An 18,306-nucleotide genomic window follows, 5' to 3' on the forward strand; every position below is an offset into this window, starting at 1 on the left:
CGGTCGGGGACGGATCACGCCGCCGCGCGCGGGCGCTTGGCGATCGCGACCGCGGCGTCGCTCGCCAGCTTGTCGACCCGCTCGTTGTCGGGGTGACCGGCGTGGCCCTTGACCCATTTCCACTCGATCCGATGCGGCTTCGCGGCGGCGAGCAACGCCTGCCACAGCTCGGCATTCTTCACCGGCTTCTTGTCCGCGGTGCGCCAGCCGTTCTTCTGCCAACCGTGGATCCATTTGGTCAGGCCATCCATCACGTAGCGGCTGTCGGTCGACAGCGTCACGCGGCACGGCCGCTTCAATGCCTTCAGCCCTTCGATCGCGGCGGTCAGTTCCATGCGGTTGTTGGTGGTCGGGTTCTCGGCACCCGACAGCTCCTTCTCCGTCTCGCCCATGCGCAGCAATGCGCCCCAGCCGCCCGGGCCGGGATTGCCCTTGCACGCGCCGTCGGTGGCGATCTCGACGATCGGGAGTTCGGTCGGGGAAGGTTCGGTGGTCATGCGTGGTTCTTCATGTGGTCGGGAAGCAGATCGGGCGCGTAATGCGCGAGCCGGCGCAGGTAAGCGAGCGGGTCCTTGCGCGTCACCAGCGCGTCGGCGGGCGTGTTGAGCCAATCCCACGCGCGGCTCAGGGCGAAACGCAGGCACGCCCCCGCTGCGAGTGTCGGAAACGCATCGCGCTCGGCGGGCGACAGCGGGAAGTGGCGCTCATATCCGGCGAACAGCGCGTCACCGATCGCGGCGTCGTAGCGCGAACCGCTCGCGTCGAAGCTCCACGCGCTGTGCGTGATCGCGAGGTCGAAGACGCGCACGTCGGTGCAGGCGAAGTAGAAGTCGATCAGCCCCGACACCCGATCGCCGCGCATCAGCACGTTGTCGGGGAACAGATCGGCGTGAATCGCGCAAGCGTCGAGCGTGTCGCGCGGCCATGCTGCCAGCACGTGATCCAGCGCGCGGTCGAGCGCGTCGTGCAGCCCGGGCGCGATCGCATCGAGACTGCGTCCGCAACGCTCGAACAACGGGCGCCAGGTATCGACCCCCATCGTGTTTGGCCGGCTGAGTGCGAAATCGCCGACCGCGCGGTGCATCTGCGCGAGTGCCTCGCCCGCGGCCAATGCCTGCGCCGGTGTCGGGTGCGACAGCGACACGCCCGGCAAGAAACGGATCAGGCAGGCCGGGCGACCTTCGAGCTGCTGGATCGCCTGCCCCTCGCGATCCGCGATCGCCGGCGGTACCGGCAACCCCTTGGCGGCGAGGTGGTCGAGCAGCGCCATGAAGAACGGCAAATCGCCGGCCGCCACACGCCGCTCGTACAAGGTCAGGATGTAGCGCCCGACGGTCGTGTCGACGAGGTAATTGGAATTCTCCACCCCTTCCGCGATCCCCTTGGCGGAGACGAGCTCACCGACGTCGTAGCGCGCGAGAAAGCGGCTCAGCGCCTCGGCGGAGACGTGCGTGTAGACGGCCATGCTCAATCTCCCGCGCGAAAGGTCACAAAGGTCACAGGCCTACGCAGGTGCGCGCGCCCGCCCGCGCGCGCCCGCGATCACGCAACCGCCGTGGCACGGCTCGCGCGTGTAGGACAGCGCTTAGGCGGCGGCGTCGAGTCCACGCGGCAGCTTGAAGGCGATCGACTCGCGCGTCGTCTCGACCTCGCGCTCGACCACGTCGAAGCGCGTCGCGAGCCGGTCGACCAATTCGCGCACCAGCAATTCGGGAGCCGACGCCCCCGCGGTGATGCCCAATGTGCCGACGCCGTCAAGGAACGCCCAGTCGAGCTCAACCGCGCGCTGTATCAGCGCGGCGCGCACGCCCTGCCGCTCGGCGACCTCGACCAGCCGGACCGAGTTGGACGAATTGGGCGCGCCGATCACCAGCACCGCGTCGCACGAATCCGCGATCGCCTTGACCGCGGCCTGACGGTTGGAGGTCGCGTAGCAGATGTCCTCGCCGCGCGGCGCGTCGATCGACGGGTAACGCGCGTGCAGCGCCGACACGATCGCGGCGGTGTCGTCGACCGACAGCGTGGTCTGCGTCAGGAACGCGACGTTCGCCGGATCGGGCAGGTCGAGCGCCGCCACGTCCTCGACCGTCTCGACCAGCGTCATCGACCCCGCGGGCACCTGTCCGAACGTGCCGATCACCTCGGGGTGGCCGGCGTGGCCGACGAAGACGATGTGGCGGCCCGCCGCGACCAGCCGCTCGGCCTGGCGATGCACCTTGGAGACGAGCGGGCAGGTCGCGTCTAGGTAGCTGAGGCCCCGGTCCTGCGCCTCGGCCGGCACCGACTTGGGCACGCCGTGCGCGGAGAAGACGACGTTGGCGTCGTCGGGCACCTCGTCCAGTTCCTCGACGAACACCGCGCCCTTGGCCTTCAGCGCGTCGACCACGAACTTGTTGTGAACGATCTCGTGCCGGACGTAGACGGGGGCGCCGTGCTTCTCCAGCGCGAGCTCCACGATGCGGATCGCGCGGTCGACCCCGGCGCAGAAACCGCGCGGCGCGGCGATCATCAGCTCCAGCGGGCGGCGCGTGTTGCTCGCGGGGGTGGGCAGGTCGGCGGCGCCTTCGATTGCGGGGAAGGGGGACATGCACGCCCATGTACGCCAATGCTTGCTCCGGCGAAAGGCGGTTCCTATGGTGCGCGGCGAACGGGGCCGGCCTTCTGGAAACGGGAGGCGGTCCCGTCGCGTATTCGCTTCTTGTGTCAGGAATGCCGCCCGTGTCGCTTCGCCCCAACCTCCTGCCGCTCGCCCTGCTCCTTGCCACGAGCGGGGCCTTGGCCGGCTGCGCCAAGTCGGGCGACATCGAGGTGTCGGGCGGCGCGGCGGGCATCACCGCGGTGCGTTCGGCCTGCCCGATCGTCGGCGTGCCCGCGGGCACCGGCGACATCACCGTCTTCTCGCCCGCCGGCAGCACCGACGCGAGCGCGATCGACGTGGTCGCGGCGATGAGCAACGTGCGCTCGACCTGCGCCGACGCCGGCGACGACATCCAGACGACGGTCACCTTCGACGTGCGCGCGCGCCGGACGCAGACCGGGGCGCCACGCGACGTGACCTTGCCCTATTTCATCGCGATCACCCGCGGCGGCACGTCGGTGGTGTCGAAGCGCATCGGCGCGGTCGCGCTCCACTGGGACGCCGGACAAGGCGTCGCGACCGCCAGCGAGCAGGCGACCACCGTCGTCTCGCGCGCGCTCGCCACCGTGCCGCAGGAGATCCGCGACAAGCTGACGCGCCGTCGCAAGGCGGGCGACGAGGATGCCGCGCTCGACCCGCTCGCGCAGCCCGAGGTGCGCAGCGCGGTGCTGTCCGCGACCTTCGAGGCGTTGGTCGGCTTCCAGCTCACGTCCGACCAGCTCCGCTACAACGCCACGCGGTGAGGCGTGCGGATCACTGCCACGCGCTTCACCGATTGACACAAATAGTCGGCGGCGGCAGAGCGGCCGGCGTCGACGTGGGGGTACATGCCCGCGCGTGGGCGGCGCGGGAGAGTGCGGCCGGCCTTTCAGGCAAGCGTCGCCGCCGAAGGAGCAACCACCCCGGAATCTCTCAGGCAGCAGGGACCGCGTCAGCCTATCGACACTCTGGAAAGCGATTGCGACGGGCTAACCGGTGCGATCCACCGAAGGGGTAATCGCCACGCGAGCGGCGAGAAAGCTCTCAGGTTCCGTGACAGAGGGGGACATGATCGTCGCGCAAGCGTTTGCGCCGCGATGTCCTTTCGTCAGGAAGCCGATCGATGAGCGACAAGATTCAACCCTCCAATGGCGCTTCGGATGACGATGAAGTCGTCATCGAGACGCTGACGCTCCCGCTCGACGCGTGGCACCGCGCGCATGGTGGCCGCATGGTCGAGTTCGCCGGCTATCACATGCCCGTCCAATATGAGGGGATCATGGCCGAGCATCTGTGGACGCGCGAGAACGCGGGGTTGTTCGACGTCAGCCACATGGGCCAGCTGTCGATCACCGGTGAGGGCGTCGTCGCGGCGCTCGAAGCGCTGCTGCCGGCCGAGATCCAGAAGCTGCCGTTCAACAAGGCGCGCTACTCGCTGTTGCTCAACGACGAGGGCGGCGTGCTCGACGACCTGATGCTCACGCGTCAGGCAGAGGACCGCGTCTACATGGTCGTCAACGGCGCGACCAAGTACGACGACGTGTCGCACATGATCGAGCATCTGCCCGACGACGTGACGATAAACCTGATGGAGGATCACGCGCTGCTCGCGGTGCAGGGGCCGAAGGCGGTCGACGCGGTGTCGCGGCTGATCCCGGGCGTCGAGGCGCTGGTCTTCATGCAGGCGGGCGCGTTCCAGTGGCAGGGCCACGACATCTGGCTCAGCCGCTCGGGCTACACCGGCGAGGACGGCTACGAGATTTCGCTGCCCGCGGAGGCCGCAGAAGCGTTCGCCGAAGCGCTGCTCGCGCAGCCTGAGGTCAAGCCGATCGGTCTGGGCGCGCGCGACTCGCTCCGGCTCGAGGCCGGGCTGCCGCTCTACGGCCACGACCTCGATCCCGAGACGACGCCGGTGATGGCCGACCTCGGCTTCGCGCTCTGGAAGCGCCGGCGCGAGGCGGCGGACTTCCCGGGCGCCCAGCGCATCCTCGCCGAGCGCGAGCACGGCCCCGCGGTCAAGCGTGTCGGCCTGCTGGTCGAGGGTCGCCAGCCGGTGCGCGAGGGCGCGAGCGTCGTCGGTGAAGACGGCGCGGTGATCGGGCGCGTGACCAGCGGCGGCTTCGCGCCCAGCGTCGGCGCACCGATCGCGATGGCCTATGTCCCGACCGAACTCGCCGCGCCGGGCAGCGCCGTCCGCCTCGTCCAGCGCGGCAAGGTCCACGCCGCGACCGTCGCCGCGATGCCGTTCGTTCCCCATCGTTACTTTCGAGGAGCCTGATCCATGAGCCGTTATTTCACCCAGGACCACGAGTGGATCGAGGTCGACGGCGACACCGGCACCGTCGGCATCTCCGACTATGCGCAGAGCCAGCTCGGCGACATCGTGTTCGTCGAGGTGCCCGACGAGGGCAAGTCGCTCAGCAAGGGTGACGACGCCGCCGTGGTCGAGAGCGTCAAGGCCGCGTCCGACGTCTACGCGCCCGTGTCCGGCACCGTGATCGAGAGCAATGCCGCGCTCGCCGACGATTCGTCGCTGGTGAACTCGGACCCCGAAGGCGAAGGCTGGTTCTTCAAGCTCACGCTCGCCGACGCGGCCGAGCTCGACCAGTTGATGGACGAGGCTGCCTACGCCGCCTTCGTCGAGAAGCTCTGACCATCTTCCCTCCCTGACCAGGGAGGGATCGGGGTGGGTCGGCGTTGCGACAACACCGACACCTGCCCCTCACGCGACCCAACCTCGACCCCTTCCAGGCGGAGGGGAGGAGCACCGAATGCGCTACCTGCCACTCACCGACCATGATCGCCGCGACATGCTGTCCGTCATCGGCGCCGCGTCGATTGACGACCTGTTCGTCGACGTGCCTGAGGCCGCGCGACTGGGCGGACCCGTCGCCGGCCTGCCGAACCACGCCAGCGAGCTGAGCGTCGAGCGGCACATGACTGCGCTCGCGCGCAAGAATACGGTCGCGGGCGAGGTGCCGTTCTTCCTCGGCGCAGGTGCGTATCGCCACCACGTTCCCGCCAGCGTCGATCACCTGATCCAGCGCGGCGAGTTCCTGACCGCCTACACGCCCTATCAGCCCGAGATCGCGCAGGGCACGCTGCAGATGCTGTTCGAGTTCCAGACTCAGGTCGCGCGTCTGCTCGGCACTGACGTGGCGAACGCCAGCATGTACGACGGCTCGACCGCCTGCTGGGAAGCGATCGGCATGGCACGCCGCATCACCAAGCGGGGCAAGGCAATCCTGTCGGCGGGCCTCCACCCGCATTACGTCTCGGTCGCGAAGACGATGGCCAAGTACACCGGCGACGTGCTCGACACGACCTCGCCGTGGCTGGTGCCCGACATGGACGTGGATCGCCTGATCGAGAAGATCGACGGCGATACCTCGTGCGTCGTGGTGCAATATCCCGACATCCTCGGCCGCATCGCCGACCTGAAACCGCTCGCCGACGCGTGCCACGCCAACAAGGCGCTGCTGATCGCGGTGGTGACCGAGCCGGTGGCGCTGGGCGCTGTGCGGAGCCCGGGCGAGATGGACGCCGATATCGTCGTCGGCGAGGGCCAGTCGCTCGGCGTCGGCCTTCAATTCGGCGGGCCTTACGTGGGGCTGTTCGGCTGCAAGGATAAATACGTCCGCCAGATGCCCGGCCGCTTGTGCGGCGAGACGGTCGACGCCGACGGCCGCCGCGGCTTCGTGCTGACGCTCTCGACGCGCGAGCAGCATATCCGTCGCGAGAAGGCGACCAGCAACATCTGCACCAACTCCGGCCTGTGCGCGCTCGCCTTCTCGATCCACATGACGCTGCTGGGTGAGGCGGGTCTGCGCCAACTCGCCGCAACCAACCACGCAAACGCGGTCGCCGCGGCGGAGCGGCTGTCGCAGGTACCGGGCGTCAAACTCGTCAACGAGGTCTTCTTCAATGAGTTCACGCTCGACCTGGGTCAGGAAGCGCGACCGATCGTGCGCGCGCTCGCCGACCGCGGCGTGCTCGCGGGCGTGTCGCTCGGCCGGCTCTACCCGGGTGAGAACGAGCTCGCCAACGGCCTGATCGTCGCGGTGACCGAGACGGTCACCTCCGAGGACATCGAGGCACTTGCCACCGCGCTCGAAGAGGTGCTCGCATGACCCGCACTTTGTTGGAGAAGTCGCCACGGGCCGGCACCATGTCGCCTGCGATGCCGAGCGACGTAGAAAACACGTTTAGAACCTCCACTTCCTCCACTTCGGTCCGCCGCGCACTCGCGCCGACCGCCCAGGAGTCCTGATCCGATGGCCATCAACCAGAGCGGCTGGCGTCCCGAGATGAGCGCCAAGGGTGGCGAGACCGCCCCGACCTTCACCGGCAACAAGGCACTGATGCTGGAGGAAAAGCTGATCTTCGAGATCGGCTCGTCCGAGACGACCGGGGTGGAGGTGGCGGAGCCCGTCGCGGCCACGTCGCGGCTCGGCGACCTAGCACGCACCGCACCGATCGGCCTGCCCGGCCTGTCGGAGCCCGAGACGGTGCGCCACTACACCCGGCTCAGCCGGCAGAATTACGCCATCGACCTCGGCCTATTCCCGCTCGGCTCGTGCACCATGAAGCACAACCCGCGCTTGAACGAGAAGATGGCACGGCTCCCCGGTTTCGCTGACGTCCACCCGCTCCAGCCGATCGACACGGTGCAGGGTGCACTGGGCGTCATCCACCAGCTCGCGCATTGGCTCGTCACGCTGACCGGCATGCACTCGGTCGCGATGAGCCCCAAGGCGGGCGCACACGGCGAGCTGTGCGGCATCCTCGCGATCAAGGCCGCGCTTGAGGCGAAGGGCGAGGGGCAGCGCCGCATCATCCTGGTGCCCGAGAGCGCGCACGGCACCAACCCGGCGACCGCGGCTTTCGCGGGCTTCGCGGTCGAGGACATCCCCGCCACCGCCGACGGGCGTGTCGACACCGATGCGCTGATCGCGCGGTTGGGGCCGGACGTCGCGGGCGTGATGATCACCAACCCCAATACCTGCGGGCTGTTCGAGCGCGACCTGAAGACGATCAGCGACGCGGTCCACGCGGCCGGCGGCTACGTCTACTGCGACGGCGCGAACTTTAACGCGATCGTCGGACGCGTGCGCCCGGGCGACCTCGGCGTCGACGCGATGCACATCAACCTGCACAAGACCTTCTCCACGCCCCACGGCGGCGGCGGGCCGGGGTCGGGGCCGGTGGTGTTCTCCGAGCGGCTGACCGCCTTCGCGCCGCTGCCCTTCGTTGAGGAGCAGGACGGCCGCTACGAACTGGTTGAGGAAGAGAACGCCGGCGAGCATCACGCGCAGAGCTTCGGCCGCATGGTCGCGTTCCACGGCCAGATGGGCATGTTCACGCGTGCGCTGACCTACATCCTAAGCCACGGTGCGGACGGCCTGCGTCAGGTGGCGGAGGACGCGGTGCTGAACGCCAATTACGTGTTGCGCAGCCTGGAGGACGTGCTCGACGCTCCGTTCGGCAAGGCGGGGCCGTGCATGCACGAGGCATTGTTCTCCGACGCGAACCTCGCCGACGGCTTCTCGACGCTCGACGTCGCCAAGGGGCTGATCGACGAGGGCTTCCACCCGATGACGGTCTATTTCCCGCTCGTCGTCCACGGCGCGATGCTGGTGGAGCCGACTGAGACCGAGTCGAAGGCGGCACTCGATCAGTTCATCGGTGCACTGCGCTCGGTCGCCGAGCGCGCCAAGGCGGGTGACGCGAGCCTCAAGAGCGCGCCGCACTTCGCCCCGCGCGCGCGGCTCGACGAGACGCTGGCGGCGCGCAAGCCCAAGCTGGTGTGGAAGGAGCCCGCACCGGTCGCGCAAGCCGCCGAGTGAGGCGTGCGCCTGCGCTGCGCGTGATCGCGGCGCTCGCGCTCGCCACCGCGAGCGTCATCGTGCAGCGTGACGATGCTTCGGTCGCCATCTACGGCACCGAAGGTGGCTTGTCGCAGGTGCACCCACGCGTCGAGGGCGGCTGGCCCGCCGCGTTCGTCGCGGACGATCCCGCGACCTCGGTGCCGTATCGGCTCGGCGTCGAGGACGTGTTCCGTCCAGCGCCCTTCGTCGCCGACGTGGCGTTCTGGTATCTGGCCGTCGGTCTGCTGCTGTGGCTCGCGCGCAGGGCCGCGGCTTCCGTTTCGCCGCGACCGTGACTAGCCTAACGCGATGAACGACGCGTCAAGCAATGGGATCAGCTACGCGATCACCTTCGTGATCGTCGCTGGCGTGGTCGCGTTCCGGTGGAAACGGATGAGCCGCGCGCGGCCGTTGAAGCTCGAATGGCTGTGGGTGCTTCCCACGCTTTACGCCGGCTTGTGCGTCATCCTCTACGCGCAGCATCCACCGCAGGGAACCGCGTGGCTGTTTTGCATGGCCGCGGCGGGACTCGGTGCGCTGCTCGGGTGGCAGCGTGGCAAGATGATGCGCATTGCGGTCGATCCCGACACCCATGCGCTAAATCAGCGCGGGTCGCCGGCCGCACTCTTGTTCATCGTCGCGCTGGTCGCCGCGCGCAGCGCCTTGCGTGTCGTGGTGGAGCGCGGCGGCTGGGCGATCGATCCGTTCGTCGTCACCGACGTGCTGATGGCGCTGGCACTCGGGCTGTTCGCGGCGATGCGGGTCGAGATGTTCCTGCGCGGGCGCCGGCTGCTGGCAGGCGCGGTTTAGGCGATCCCCTGCGCCACCGCCTGGCGCGTTTCCTCGCGCCGGCGGACATGCTCGCGCCACACGATGCAGAGGCCGGAGCCGACGATCACCGGCGCACCCGCCCAGGTCGCGGGGGCGGGGAGACGATCGAACACCAGCCAGCCGAGCAGCGTGGCCCACAGCAGCGCGGTGTAATCCATCGGCACCACGGTGGAGACTGGACCCAGCGTCAGCGACCGCGTCATCGCGATCTGCGCCGCGCCGCCGATCACGCCCAGGCCGAGCAGGATCGCCCACACGACCGGCGGGTGCGCGCGAAATGCGAACGGATAGGCGGCACCCAATGGCACCAGCGACAGGAACGAGAACCAGAACACCGTGGTCAACGGTGCCTCGGTCCGCCCGATCGTGCGCAGCAGGATCGAGACGAAGGCGGTGCCCGCCGCCGCGCTCAACCCGGTCACCACACCGATCAGCGGAAAGCCGCCACCGCCCGGCTGCGCGACGATCATCACGCCCACGAACCCCGCGAACACCGCCGCCCAGCGCCGCCATCCGGTCGGCTCGTGCAGGATCAGTGCGCCGAGCACGGTGGCAAAGATCGGCATCGAGAAGCCCAGGGTCGTCGCCTCGGCGAGCGGCAGCATGGTGAGCGTCCCGAACGTCAGCGCCATCGCGGTCAACCCGAGCACCGCGCGCGCCACGTGCGCGCCGAAGCGCTGGGTGCTGAGGCTGCGCATGCCCGGCCCGCTCGCCACGATCGCACCGACCAGCAGCGTCGCGCCGAACTGCCGCCAGAACATGATCTCGGGCAAGGACGCGCCGCGCGCCTCGGCCAGCTTGATCCCGACGTTCATGAACGCGAACAGCACCACCGACAGCAGCCGCAGCGCGATGGCGAGCAGCACGCGATCGCTCGCGCTTCGGTTGTTGTCAGGTGCAGCCACCCGCCGCGCTTCCTCGATCGAGTGGCGCGGCGCAACCGGCAACCGATCGTTCAGCGCGCGCAGGTGCTCGCTGCGCTCGAGTCGAGATCGAGGCAGCGGCCGTCGAGGCCCGAGACGGGCAGGTCGATCGTCGCGGCGAGCGTGGGCACGATGTCGACCGTTTCGACCGACAGCGGCTGCTCGAACCCGGCCATTCCCTTGCGCCAGAACATCATCGGCACGCGGCGGTCGTAATCCCACGGCGAGCCGTGCGTCTCGACATAGCCTGGGCCGGGCTTGGCGATCGTGGTCACGCGCGGGCGCAGCAGGACGAGGAAGTCGCCCGAGCGGTCGGGGTCGAACGAGGCGCGCGCACGCTCGGCGAGCGTCCAGGTCTCGGGCGGCGTGGTCGGCATCGGCGTGGCGGCGATCTGCTGCCGGGTCAGCGCGGCGGCGACCTGCGGCTGCGCGGTGAAGCGCTTCACCGCTTCCGCGACCACCGCAGCGCGGCGAGCGGCGGGCACGTCGTCGGCGACATAGACGTCGCCTTCGCTGGCGAGCAGCACCGGACCCGCGACCCCGAAGTCACGCCCGATCGCCGCGCCGATCGCCTTGGCGGTCACGTCGGCGTTGACGCGCGCTTCCATCGGCATCGCGCGCTGCTGCTGCCGCTCGGTCATGTCGTGCGCGCCGTGGTCGGCCGTCAGCACGACCTCGTAATCGAGCCCCCATTGGTCGAGCTGCGCGAGGAAGCCACCGATCGAACGGTCGAGCTCGTTCATCTGGATGCACATCTCCGACCCTTGCGTGCCGGTGGCGTGCCCGATGTAATCGGTCGCCGACGCGCCGACCGCGATGATGTCGGTCTGTGGTCCACGCCCCAACTTCATGTCGCCGATCAGTGCGGCGGCGAGCGCGAACACCGCGCCGTCGCTCGCGGGCGACGCGCGAAACGCCTTGGCGTCGCCCGCCTGCCGCTCGAACCGGCCGGTGCCCAGCGTCTGGTCGCCTACCTGCACCGGCATGGCAACGCTGCGGCAATAGCCCGGCAGTTCAAGCCCCGCCTGCGGCTTGGCGAGCAGCGCCGTCACCGCCGCGTTGGTGCGCAGAACCGCGGGCGGCGCCTTGCGCCCGGCGTAGGAGATGAAGTCCTTCCCGCCCCAGAACCACAGCTCATCGACCTTGTGGCCGCCCATCATGATCGCGGCGCGGTCTTTCCCCGCGACCGAGACGACGCGGGTGCGCGGGTCACGCGCCTTCATCATCTCGCCCAACGTCGGCACCTTCAGGTGCACGTCGCTCGGCACGTATTTCTCGTGATCGCTGCCGGCCGCCGCCTCGTCCTCGGCGCAATAAACCTGCTTGTCCTCGCGGCCGGCGCGCTGGTTGATCCAGGTGTTGGCGACGATCCCGGTATGCGCCGGGCGCATGCCGGTCAGGATGGTCGAATGGCCGGGGCAGGTCTCGGTCGCGGCGTGGCTCTGATAGCCGGACGGAAACACTGCGCCCGTCATCAGCCGCGCGAAGCCGTCGGTGAAATGGTTGCGGTACTGCGCGAACAGATCGGCGGAGAGTTGGTCGACCGAGATCGCGACGATCAGCTTCGGCGGCGTGCGCGGTGCGGCCGGCGCGGCGGTTTCGCTCTTTGGCGCGACGACGGGCGCTGCGGGCGCACGCTCGCGCGCCTCGCGTGAGTTCTGTGCGGCGGCAGGCAGCGCGAGTGCAGACGACAGGAGCAGCGCGGCGGCGAGGGCTTTCATGAGCAACCTTGATGCAAAGCGGGATGGGCGCGGCTATGAGCCGGGGTCGATGGTCAGGCAAGCTGTGCGCGCGGCGCTTTTCATTCTGATGACGGTGGCGGCACTCGGGTCACCGATGGCGTGGGCGCAGGCTCAGGCCCAAGTACCGGGTGCCAAGCACATACGCCTGACCTTGGTGGCCGAGAGTGACCAGCCGCGCAGCGGCAGCACGATGCGTGTCGCGTTCGAGGCGGTGCCGGAAGCCGGCTGGCACGGTTACTGGAAGAACCCGGGCGACGCGGGCGTCGAGACGCAGGTCGCCTGGACGCTGCCCGCGGGGGCGAGCGCCAGCCCCTTGCGCTATCCAGTACCCGGACGGCTGCTGATCGCCGGGCTGATGAACTACGTCTACGAGCGGCCGTTCGCACTTCTCGCCGACGTGACGCTGCCCACCGGGCTCGTCGCGGGCACGCGGGTGCCGATCGTGGCGAAACTCACCTATCTCGTCTGCACCGAACAGATCTGCGTGCCCGAACAGCAGGAAGTTGCGACCAGCGTGACGATCGGCGACGGCGCGATCGCGCCCGAGCGGCGCGCGGCGTTCGACGCCCACGCGCGCGCGATCCCGCGTCCGCTCGGCTCACCCGCCACCTATCAGGTCGAGCAGGGCCGCTTGCGGCTCTCTATACCGTATCCTGCCGATGCGGGGCTGGGGGAAGCGTGGTTCTACCCCGCGGCCAGCGGCGTGATCGACATGGCCGCGCCGCAGCAGGTGACGCGCGACGGCGACCGCGTGGTGATCGAGACTAAGCCCGCCGCAACCGCGCCCACCGGTAGGATCGAGGGCGTGCTGGCAACCGCCGACGGGCAGGGCTTCGCGCTGTCGGCGACGCCCGGCATGGTCGCCGCAGCTCAGGTAGGCGGCGGCTTGTGGTCGGCGGCGCTGCTCGCCTTCGGCGGCGCGCTGCTCGGCGGGTTGCTGCTCAACGTCATGCCGTGCGTGTTCCCGATCCTGAGCTTGAAGGCCTTGAGCCTCGCCAAGTCGGGCGAGAGCGAGGCGCACGCGCGCGCCGAGGCATTGGCCTATACCGCGGGCGTAGTGCTCGTCTGTTTGGCGCTGGGTGGCGTGCTGCTCGCACTTCGCGCGGGCGGGGCGAGTGCCGGCTGGGCGTTCCAGTTACAGGACCCGCGCGTCGTCGGCGTGCTGCTGATCCTGGTCGCAGCGATCGCGCTCAATCTGGCGGGGCTGTTCGAGCTGCCGACGCCGCGCTTCGCGAGCACGAGTGGTGTGGGCGGCGCGTTCATGACCGGCGCGCTCGCCGCTTTCGTCGCGACGCCGTGCACGGGTCCGTTCATGGGCGCGGCACTCGGCGCGGCGCTGGTGCTGCCCGCGGTCGCGGCGATGGCGGTGTTCGCCGGGCTGGGGATCGGGATCGCGCTGCCGTTCCTGGCACTCGGCTTCGTGCCGGCGCTCAGGCGGCGATTGCCGCGGCCGGGCGCGTGGATGCAGCGGCTGCGCCACATCCTGTCGGTGCCGATGTTCCTGACCGCGCTCGCGCTCGCCTGGGTGCTGGGGCGGCAGGCCGGGGTGGACGGCATGACGCTGGGGCTGGCCGCGGTCCTGCTCGCGAGCCTCGGGCTGTGGTGGACCGGCCGCCGCCAGCACGCGGGTGCAGAGCGCGCCGGCGGGCCGGGCGTGGTCGCGCTGCTGGCGGGGCTCGCGCTCGTGCTGGTCGTGCGCGCGGCGCCGACCAACGCGGCGGCTGCGGCCGCGCTGCCGGGAGCGGAGCCGTTCAGCGAGGCCCGGCTCGCCGCACTGCGTGCCGAGGGTCGCCCGGTGTTCGCGTATTTCACCGCCGACTGGTGCCTGACGTGCAAGGTGAACGAGAAAGCGGCGATCGAGACCGCGGCGGTGGCGGAGGCATTCGGACGTGGCAAGGTGGCGGTGCTGGTCGGCGACTGGACCGACGGCGACCCCGCGCTCGGCCGCTTCATCGAACAACACAATCGCGCCGGCGTGCCGCTGTACCTGTGGTACGCCAAGGGGGCGGACGCGCCGCGCGTGCTGCCGCAGATCCTCACCAAATCGACCCTGACCACGCTATCGTCCTGACATGGGATAAAGTGTGAAGCAGCTTTGTACCCCCGCATGCGTCCAAATCGCATCGCGAGCGTTACGACCGGCATGGGGACACAGGCATTCGACGAGATCATGGGCGCACCCGAGCATGAGGGCGCCCGCACCGAATTGGTCGAATTGTGCCATTGGCTGCAGGCAACACCGTCCGACGAACTGCGCCGTCGCCAGCAATCGGCCGAGACGACGTTCCGCCAACTCGGCATCACCTTTGCCGTGTATGGCGAGAGCGAGGCGTCGGAGCGGATTATCCCGTTCGACATCGTGCCGCGCGTGTTCATGGCGAGCGAATGGGCGCGCCTGTCCGAAGGGCTGGTACAGCGCGTCGAGGCGATCAACGCCTTTCTTCACGACATCTACGGCGAGCGCCGTATCCTGAAAGAAGGCGTGCTTCCTGATGACCTGATCCTCGGCAACGCGCAATTCCGTCCCGAGGTCGCCGGCATCCGCCCGCCGCACGACGTGTGGGCGCACATCTGCGGCATCGACCTGGTGCGCACCGGCCCGAACGACTTCTTCGTGCTGGAGGACAATGCGCGCACGCCGTCGGGGGTCAGCTACATGCTGGAGAACCGCGAGGCGATGGTGCGGCTGTGCCCCGAATTGTTCTCGCTGTTCCGCGTCGCGGCGGTGGACAGTTACCCCGATACGCTGCTGGAGACGATGCGCTCGGTCAGCCCGTATGCGCGCGGGCAGAACCCGACCTGCGTCGTGCTGACGCCCGGCCATTATAATTCGGCGTACTACGAGCACAGCTTTCTCGCCGACTCGATGGGGGTGGAGCTGGTCGAGGCGGCCGACCTCGTCGTCGATGACGACGTGGTCTATATGCGCACGATCGGCGGGCGCGTGCGCGTCGACGTGATCTACCGCCGCGTCGACGACGACTTCCTCGATCCTTTAGTGTTCCGGCCCGATTCGATGCTCGGCGTGCCCGGACTGATCGCCGCTTATGCCGCGGGCAACGTCGCGATCATCAACGCACCGGGCAACGGTATCGCCGACGACAAGGCGATCTACAGCTACATGCCCGAGATCGTGCGCTTCTATTCGGGTGGCGAGGCGAAGCTGCCCAACGTCGAGACGTGGCGCTGCCGCGAGCCGCAGGCACTCAAATATGTGCTCGACCATCTCGACCAACTCGTCGTCAAGCTGGTCGACGGCTCGGGTGGCTACGGCATGCTGGTCGGGCCAACTGCGTCCCGCTCCGAGATCGAGGCGTTCCGCGCCGCGCTGATCGCCGAGCCACACCGCTACATCGCACAGCCGACGCTCGCACTGTCGACCGTTCCGACGCTCGCCGATCAGGGACTGTCGCCGCGCCACGTCGATTTCCGCCCGTTCGTGCTGACGGGGTCGAAGGGGGTCAAGGTAATCCCCGGCGGGCTGACCCGCGTCGCGCTCAAGGAAGGATCGTTGGTCGTCAATTCGAGCCAGGGCGGCGGCACCAAGGATTCGTTCGTGTTGATGGACGACGCGGGCGGCATGACGCAGTCGATGGGTGGCATGACGCAGCGCATGGGCGAGGGGATGACGCAGACCATCGGCGGCGTCGACCTGACGCAGGAGGCGCGCTGATGCTCAGCCGCACCGCCGCCTCGCTCTACTGGCTCGGGCGTTACCTGGAGCGTGCCGACTTCATCGCCCGGCTGGTCGAGGCGACCGTCCGCCTCGACGTGCTGTCGTCGCGCCCGGCGGGGGAGGCGGCGTGGCGCTCCGCGCTGACCGTCACCGATACCGAGGCCGCATTCGAAGCGAGCGGCGCGCCGCTCACGCGTGAGGCGGTAGTCGCCTTTCTGATCACCGACGCGTCGCACCCCGGCTCGATCGTCCGCTGCCTCCATGCCGCGCGCGACAATGCGCGCGCAGTGCGCACCGCGCTCAGCCGCGAGGCGTGGAGCGCGATCAACAGCGCTTGGCTGATCTTCGACCGCCGCATGACGCCGCTCGACTCCACCGCGACGCTGGGGCTGGTCGAGTCGGTCAAGGCGGAGACGCGCGGGTTCGAGGGCGCGGTGCACCGCATGCTGCGCAATCAGACGACCCTGTTCATCCGGCTCGGTCAGGTGATCGAACGCGCCGACGACACCGCGCGATTGCTCGACGTCAAATACCACATCCTGCTGCCCGCGGGCGAGCCGGTAGGCGGCACCGTCGACCGCGACCAATGGACCACCATCCTGCAGACGGTATCCGCCGTGACTGCCTATCGCTGGCTCTACAACGACGGATTGCAGCCGGCGAACGTCATCGACCTGCTGCTCAGCCGCGTCGAGCTGCCGCGCAGCCTGGCTGCGTCGATCGAGGAAACGGTGTCGATCCTCAACGCGCTCGCCAAGTCGCTCGGCGGGCAAGGCGAGGCCGACCGGATGGCGCGCGGCCGTCACCAGCGCTTCGTCCACACGCGCACCGGCGACGTGATCGCGGGCGGGCTGCACCAGCATCTCGAAGCGCTGATTACCGAGAACGATCAACTGCACGCGGCGATCGGCCGCCAGTTCAAGTTCAACTGAGATGCGGCTGTCGATCGACCATCGCACCACCTATCGCTTCACCGAGCCGCAGGCGCGCGTGGTGCAATTGCTGCGCATGACGCCGCGCAACACGCATGATCAGATCGTCGCCGACTGGCATATCGCGCTCGATTGCGACGCACGGATCACCGAAGGGCAGGACGGGTTCGGCAACGCGACCACGATGCTCTACATCGATGGTCCGGTCGAGCGGATCGATCTGTCGGTGACGGGCGAGGTCGTGACCAGCCACTCCGACGGCGTGCTCCACGGCACGCTGGAGCCGATGCCGGCGAAGTTGTTTCTGCGCGACACCCCGCTGACGCAGGCGGGTGCGGCAATCACCGCCTTCGCGCGCGAGCAGGTGGCGGATGAGCGCGACACGATCGCCGCGCTCCACCGATTGAACCGCGCGATCGGCGAGCGGCAAACACTGTCGCGCGGGCGACCCGAGCCGGGGCTGTCGGCCGAGGATGCCTTTGCCCGCTCCAGCGCGACGCCGCGCGACTTGGCGCACGTCTTCATCGCCGCGGCGCGCGCGCGCGGCATCCCGGCGCGCTACGTGTCGGGTTACTGCGACATCGCCGACGACCGCCGTTCCGCACCGCACGGCTGGGCCGACGCCTGGGTCGAGGGGCTGGGTTGGGTCGGGTTCGACCCCACATTGCGGCTCTCGCCGGAGGAGCATCACGTCCGCGTCGCGGTCGGTCTCGACGCGGTGGGTGCCGCGCCGGTCGCCGGCACGCGCATGGGCGAGGGCGACGAGTGCCTCGACGTTGCCGTGACGGTCAACCGCGAGGAATAATTCGAGCGGTCCGACGTGCGCCTGCTTTGGTCCCGGACGATCCGTTGCGAGAACCGGAAACACGGTAAGCTGAGCGGCGTCATTGAAATCTAAGCCGGCAGCTTGACCCGCGCCGCTGCGGGCACCGCGTCATCCTCCAGCAACGCCCAGCCGCGCGGACCCAGTACCTCAATTGGGCGATAGCGCGTCTTATATGCCATCCGCGCCGACCCCTTCACCCAGTAACCCAGATAGACATAGTCCAGCCCCGCCTCATGCGCGCGCTGGATGTGATCGAGGATGATGAGGTTGCCGAGGCCCGGCCACGCCGCATCGTCGGGCTCGAAGAAGCTGTAGATCATCGACAAACCGTCCGCCTGCCGGTCGGTCAGGCACGCGCCGATCAGCGCGCCGGGCACGCCATTCTCCGCCGACGCGCGATATTCGACGATCACCGAATTGACCGGCGATTGCTCGACCATGTCGGCGTAATCCATCTCGTCCATGCCGACCATGCCGCCGGTCGGATGGCGCGCGGCGAGGTAGCGGCGCAGCAACTGGTACTGCTCGTCGGTGGCCCAGGGGCGACAGGCGCTGATCTCGACATCGGCGTGGCGCCGCATCAACTTGCGCTGCGTCGTGTTGGCGCGGAACTCGTGTGCCAGCACGCGCACCGACACGCAGGCCGCGCACCCCGCGCACGATGGGCGATAGGCGACCGACTGGCTGCGGCGAAACCCGATCCGGCCGAGCGCGTCGTTCAGCTCGGTCGCGTGCGGGCCGGACAATTCGGTGAACACCTTCCGCTCCTGCCGCCCCGGCAAATACGGGCACGGCTGCGGGCTAGTCACGAAGAAGCGCGGAAAACGAAAAGGCGCGGTCACCGCCGACGGGTCTCCTGATGCGCGCGTCGCTCGACGCCCGCGATCTGCAT

At 69.0% G+C, this 18,306-nt stretch carries 17 protein-coding genes and 2 riboswitches; of the genes, 11 read left to right on the forward strand and 6 right to left on the reverse strand.

Going from position 1 to position 18,306, the window contains the following annotated elements; translation table 11 throughout:
* Positions 1-14: 14 nt before the first annotated feature.
* The 3 genes from rnhA to ispH form a co-directional block, all read right to left on the reverse strand.
* The gene (gene rnhA / locus HRV97_RS00755; protein WP_174191799.1) at positions 15-497 is read right to left on the reverse strand and encodes a ribonuclease HI; all 483 of its coding nucleotides are present in this window, start codon (positions 495-497) and stop codon (positions 15-17) included.
* Positions 494-1,465, reverse strand: a complete 972-nt coding sequence (gene thrB, locus HRV97_RS00760) for a homoserine kinase (protein WP_174191800.1) — start codon at positions 1,463-1,465, stop codon at positions 494-496. Before thrB ends, rnhA begins: the two co-directional genes overlap by 4 nt.
* A gap of 120 nt (positions 1,466-1,585) precedes the next feature.
* On the reverse strand, positions 1,586-2,587 hold the full coding sequence (ispH, locus tag HRV97_RS00765; RefSeq protein ID WP_174191801.1) for a 4-hydroxy-3-methylbut-2-enyl diphosphate reductase: 1,002 nt from the start codon (positions 2,585-2,587) through the stop codon (positions 1,586-1,588).
* Between the two features lie 122 nt (positions 2,588-2,709).
* Here ispH and HRV97_RS00770 point away from each other — a divergent pair, with 122 nt between their 5' ends.
* The 7 genes from HRV97_RS00770 to HRV97_RS00800 all read left to right on the forward strand — a co-directional run bounded on the left by HRV97_RS00770 (position 2,710) and on the right by HRV97_RS00800 (position 9,294).
* On the forward strand, positions 2,710-3,381 hold the full coding sequence (locus HRV97_RS00770; RefSeq protein ID WP_174191802.1) for a hypothetical protein: 672 nt from the start codon (positions 2,710-2,712) through the stop codon (positions 3,379-3,381).
* A 94-nt stretch (positions 3,382-3,475) separates the two neighbouring features.
* A riboswitch (glycine riboswitch) is annotated at positions 3,476-3,577 on the forward strand.
* Positions 3,578-3,687, forward strand: a riboswitch (glycine riboswitch).
* Between the two features lie 53 nt (positions 3,688-3,740).
* A complete protein-coding gene (gcvT, locus tag HRV97_RS00775; RefSeq protein WP_174191803.1) occupies positions 3,741-4,895 on the forward strand; it encodes a glycine cleavage system aminomethyltransferase GcvT in 1,155 nt (384 codons plus the stop codon).
* Positions 4,896-4,898: 3 nt separating this feature from the next.
* Positions 4,899-5,270, forward strand: a complete 372-nt coding sequence (gene gcvH, locus HRV97_RS00780) for a glycine cleavage system protein GcvH (protein WP_174191804.1) — start codon at positions 4,899-4,901, stop codon at positions 5,268-5,270.
* Between the two features lie 118 nt (positions 5,271-5,388).
* Positions 5,389-6,747 (forward strand): aminomethyl-transferring glycine dehydrogenase subunit GcvPA, encoded by a 1,359-nt coding sequence (gene gcvPA, locus HRV97_RS00785; RefSeq protein WP_174191805.1) that lies wholly within the window; start codon positions 5,389-5,391, stop codon positions 6,745-6,747.
* 144 nt (positions 6,748-6,891) lie between these two features.
* Complete coding sequence (gene gcvPB / locus HRV97_RS00790; protein ID WP_174191806.1) at positions 6,892-8,463, forward strand: aminomethyl-transferring glycine dehydrogenase subunit GcvPB; 1,572 nt, start codon at positions 6,892-6,894, stop codon at positions 8,461-8,463.
* Positions 8,460-8,780 carry a hypothetical protein gene (locus HRV97_RS00795; protein ID WP_174191807.1) on the forward strand — a complete coding sequence of 107 codons (321 nt, stop codon included), beginning with the start codon at positions 8,460-8,462 and terminating at the stop codon, positions 8,778-8,780. Before gcvPB ends, HRV97_RS00795 begins: the two co-directional genes overlap by 4 nt.
* 13 nt (positions 8,781-8,793) lie before the next feature.
* A complete protein-coding gene (locus tag HRV97_RS00800) occupies positions 8,794-9,294 on the forward strand; it encodes a CcdC protein domain-containing protein (RefSeq protein ID WP_174191808.1) in 501 nt (166 codons plus the stop codon).
* Here the strand turns inward: HRV97_RS00800 and HRV97_RS00805 are convergent.
* Both HRV97_RS00805 and HRV97_RS00810 read right to left on the reverse strand, forming a co-directional pair.
* Positions 9,291-10,220 (reverse strand): EamA family transporter, encoded by a 930-nt coding sequence (locus tag HRV97_RS00805; protein WP_174191809.1) that lies wholly within the window; start codon positions 10,218-10,220, stop codon positions 9,291-9,293. The genes HRV97_RS00800 and HRV97_RS00805 overlap by 4 nt on opposite strands.
* 50 nt (positions 10,221-10,270) lie before the next feature.
* Positions 10,271-11,959, reverse strand: a complete 1,689-nt coding sequence (locus HRV97_RS00810) for an alkaline phosphatase family protein (protein WP_174191810.1) — start codon at positions 11,957-11,959, stop codon at positions 10,271-10,273.
* 49 nt (positions 11,960-12,008) lie between these two features.
* Here HRV97_RS00810 and HRV97_RS00815 point away from each other — a divergent pair, with 49 nt between their 5' ends.
* The 4 genes from HRV97_RS00815 to HRV97_RS00830 all read left to right on the forward strand — a co-directional run bounded on the left by HRV97_RS00815 (position 12,009) and on the right by HRV97_RS00830 (position 17,393).
* A complete protein-coding gene (locus tag HRV97_RS00815; RefSeq protein ID WP_174192560.1) occupies positions 12,009-14,051 on the forward strand; it encodes a protein-disulfide reductase DsbD family protein in 2,043 nt (680 codons plus the stop codon).
* 72 nt (positions 14,052-14,123) lie between these two features.
* Complete coding sequence (locus HRV97_RS00820; RefSeq protein WP_174192561.1) at positions 14,124-15,653, forward strand: circularly permuted type 2 ATP-grasp protein; 1,530 nt, start codon at positions 14,124-14,126, stop codon at positions 15,651-15,653.
* Positions 15,653-16,588, forward strand: coding sequence for an alpha-E domain-containing protein (locus HRV97_RS00825; RefSeq protein ID WP_174191811.1), 936 nt, complete (start codon positions 15,653-15,655; stop codon positions 16,586-16,588). The genes HRV97_RS00820 and HRV97_RS00825 overlap by 1 nt, the downstream gene beginning before the upstream one ends.
* A 1-nt stretch (position 16,589) precedes the next feature.
* Positions 16,590-17,393 carry a transglutaminase family protein gene (locus HRV97_RS00830; protein ID WP_174191812.1) on the forward strand — a complete coding sequence of 268 codons (804 nt, stop codon included), beginning with the start codon at positions 16,590-16,592 and terminating at the stop codon, positions 17,391-17,393.
* Positions 17,394-17,482: 89 nt separating this feature from the next.
* Here the strand turns inward: HRV97_RS00830 and HRV97_RS00835 are convergent, their stop codons facing one another.
* A complete protein-coding gene (locus tag HRV97_RS00835; RefSeq protein WP_174191813.1) occupies positions 17,483-18,256 on the reverse strand; it encodes an arginyltransferase in 774 nt (257 codons plus the stop codon).
* Between the last annotated feature and the right edge of the window lie 50 nt (positions 18,257-18,306).

The sequence above is a fragment of the Sphingomonas hominis genome, assembly GCF_013328205.1.
Classification (GTDB): Bacteria; Pseudomonadota; Alphaproteobacteria; order Sphingomonadales; family Sphingomonadaceae; genus Sphingomonas; species Sphingomonas hominis.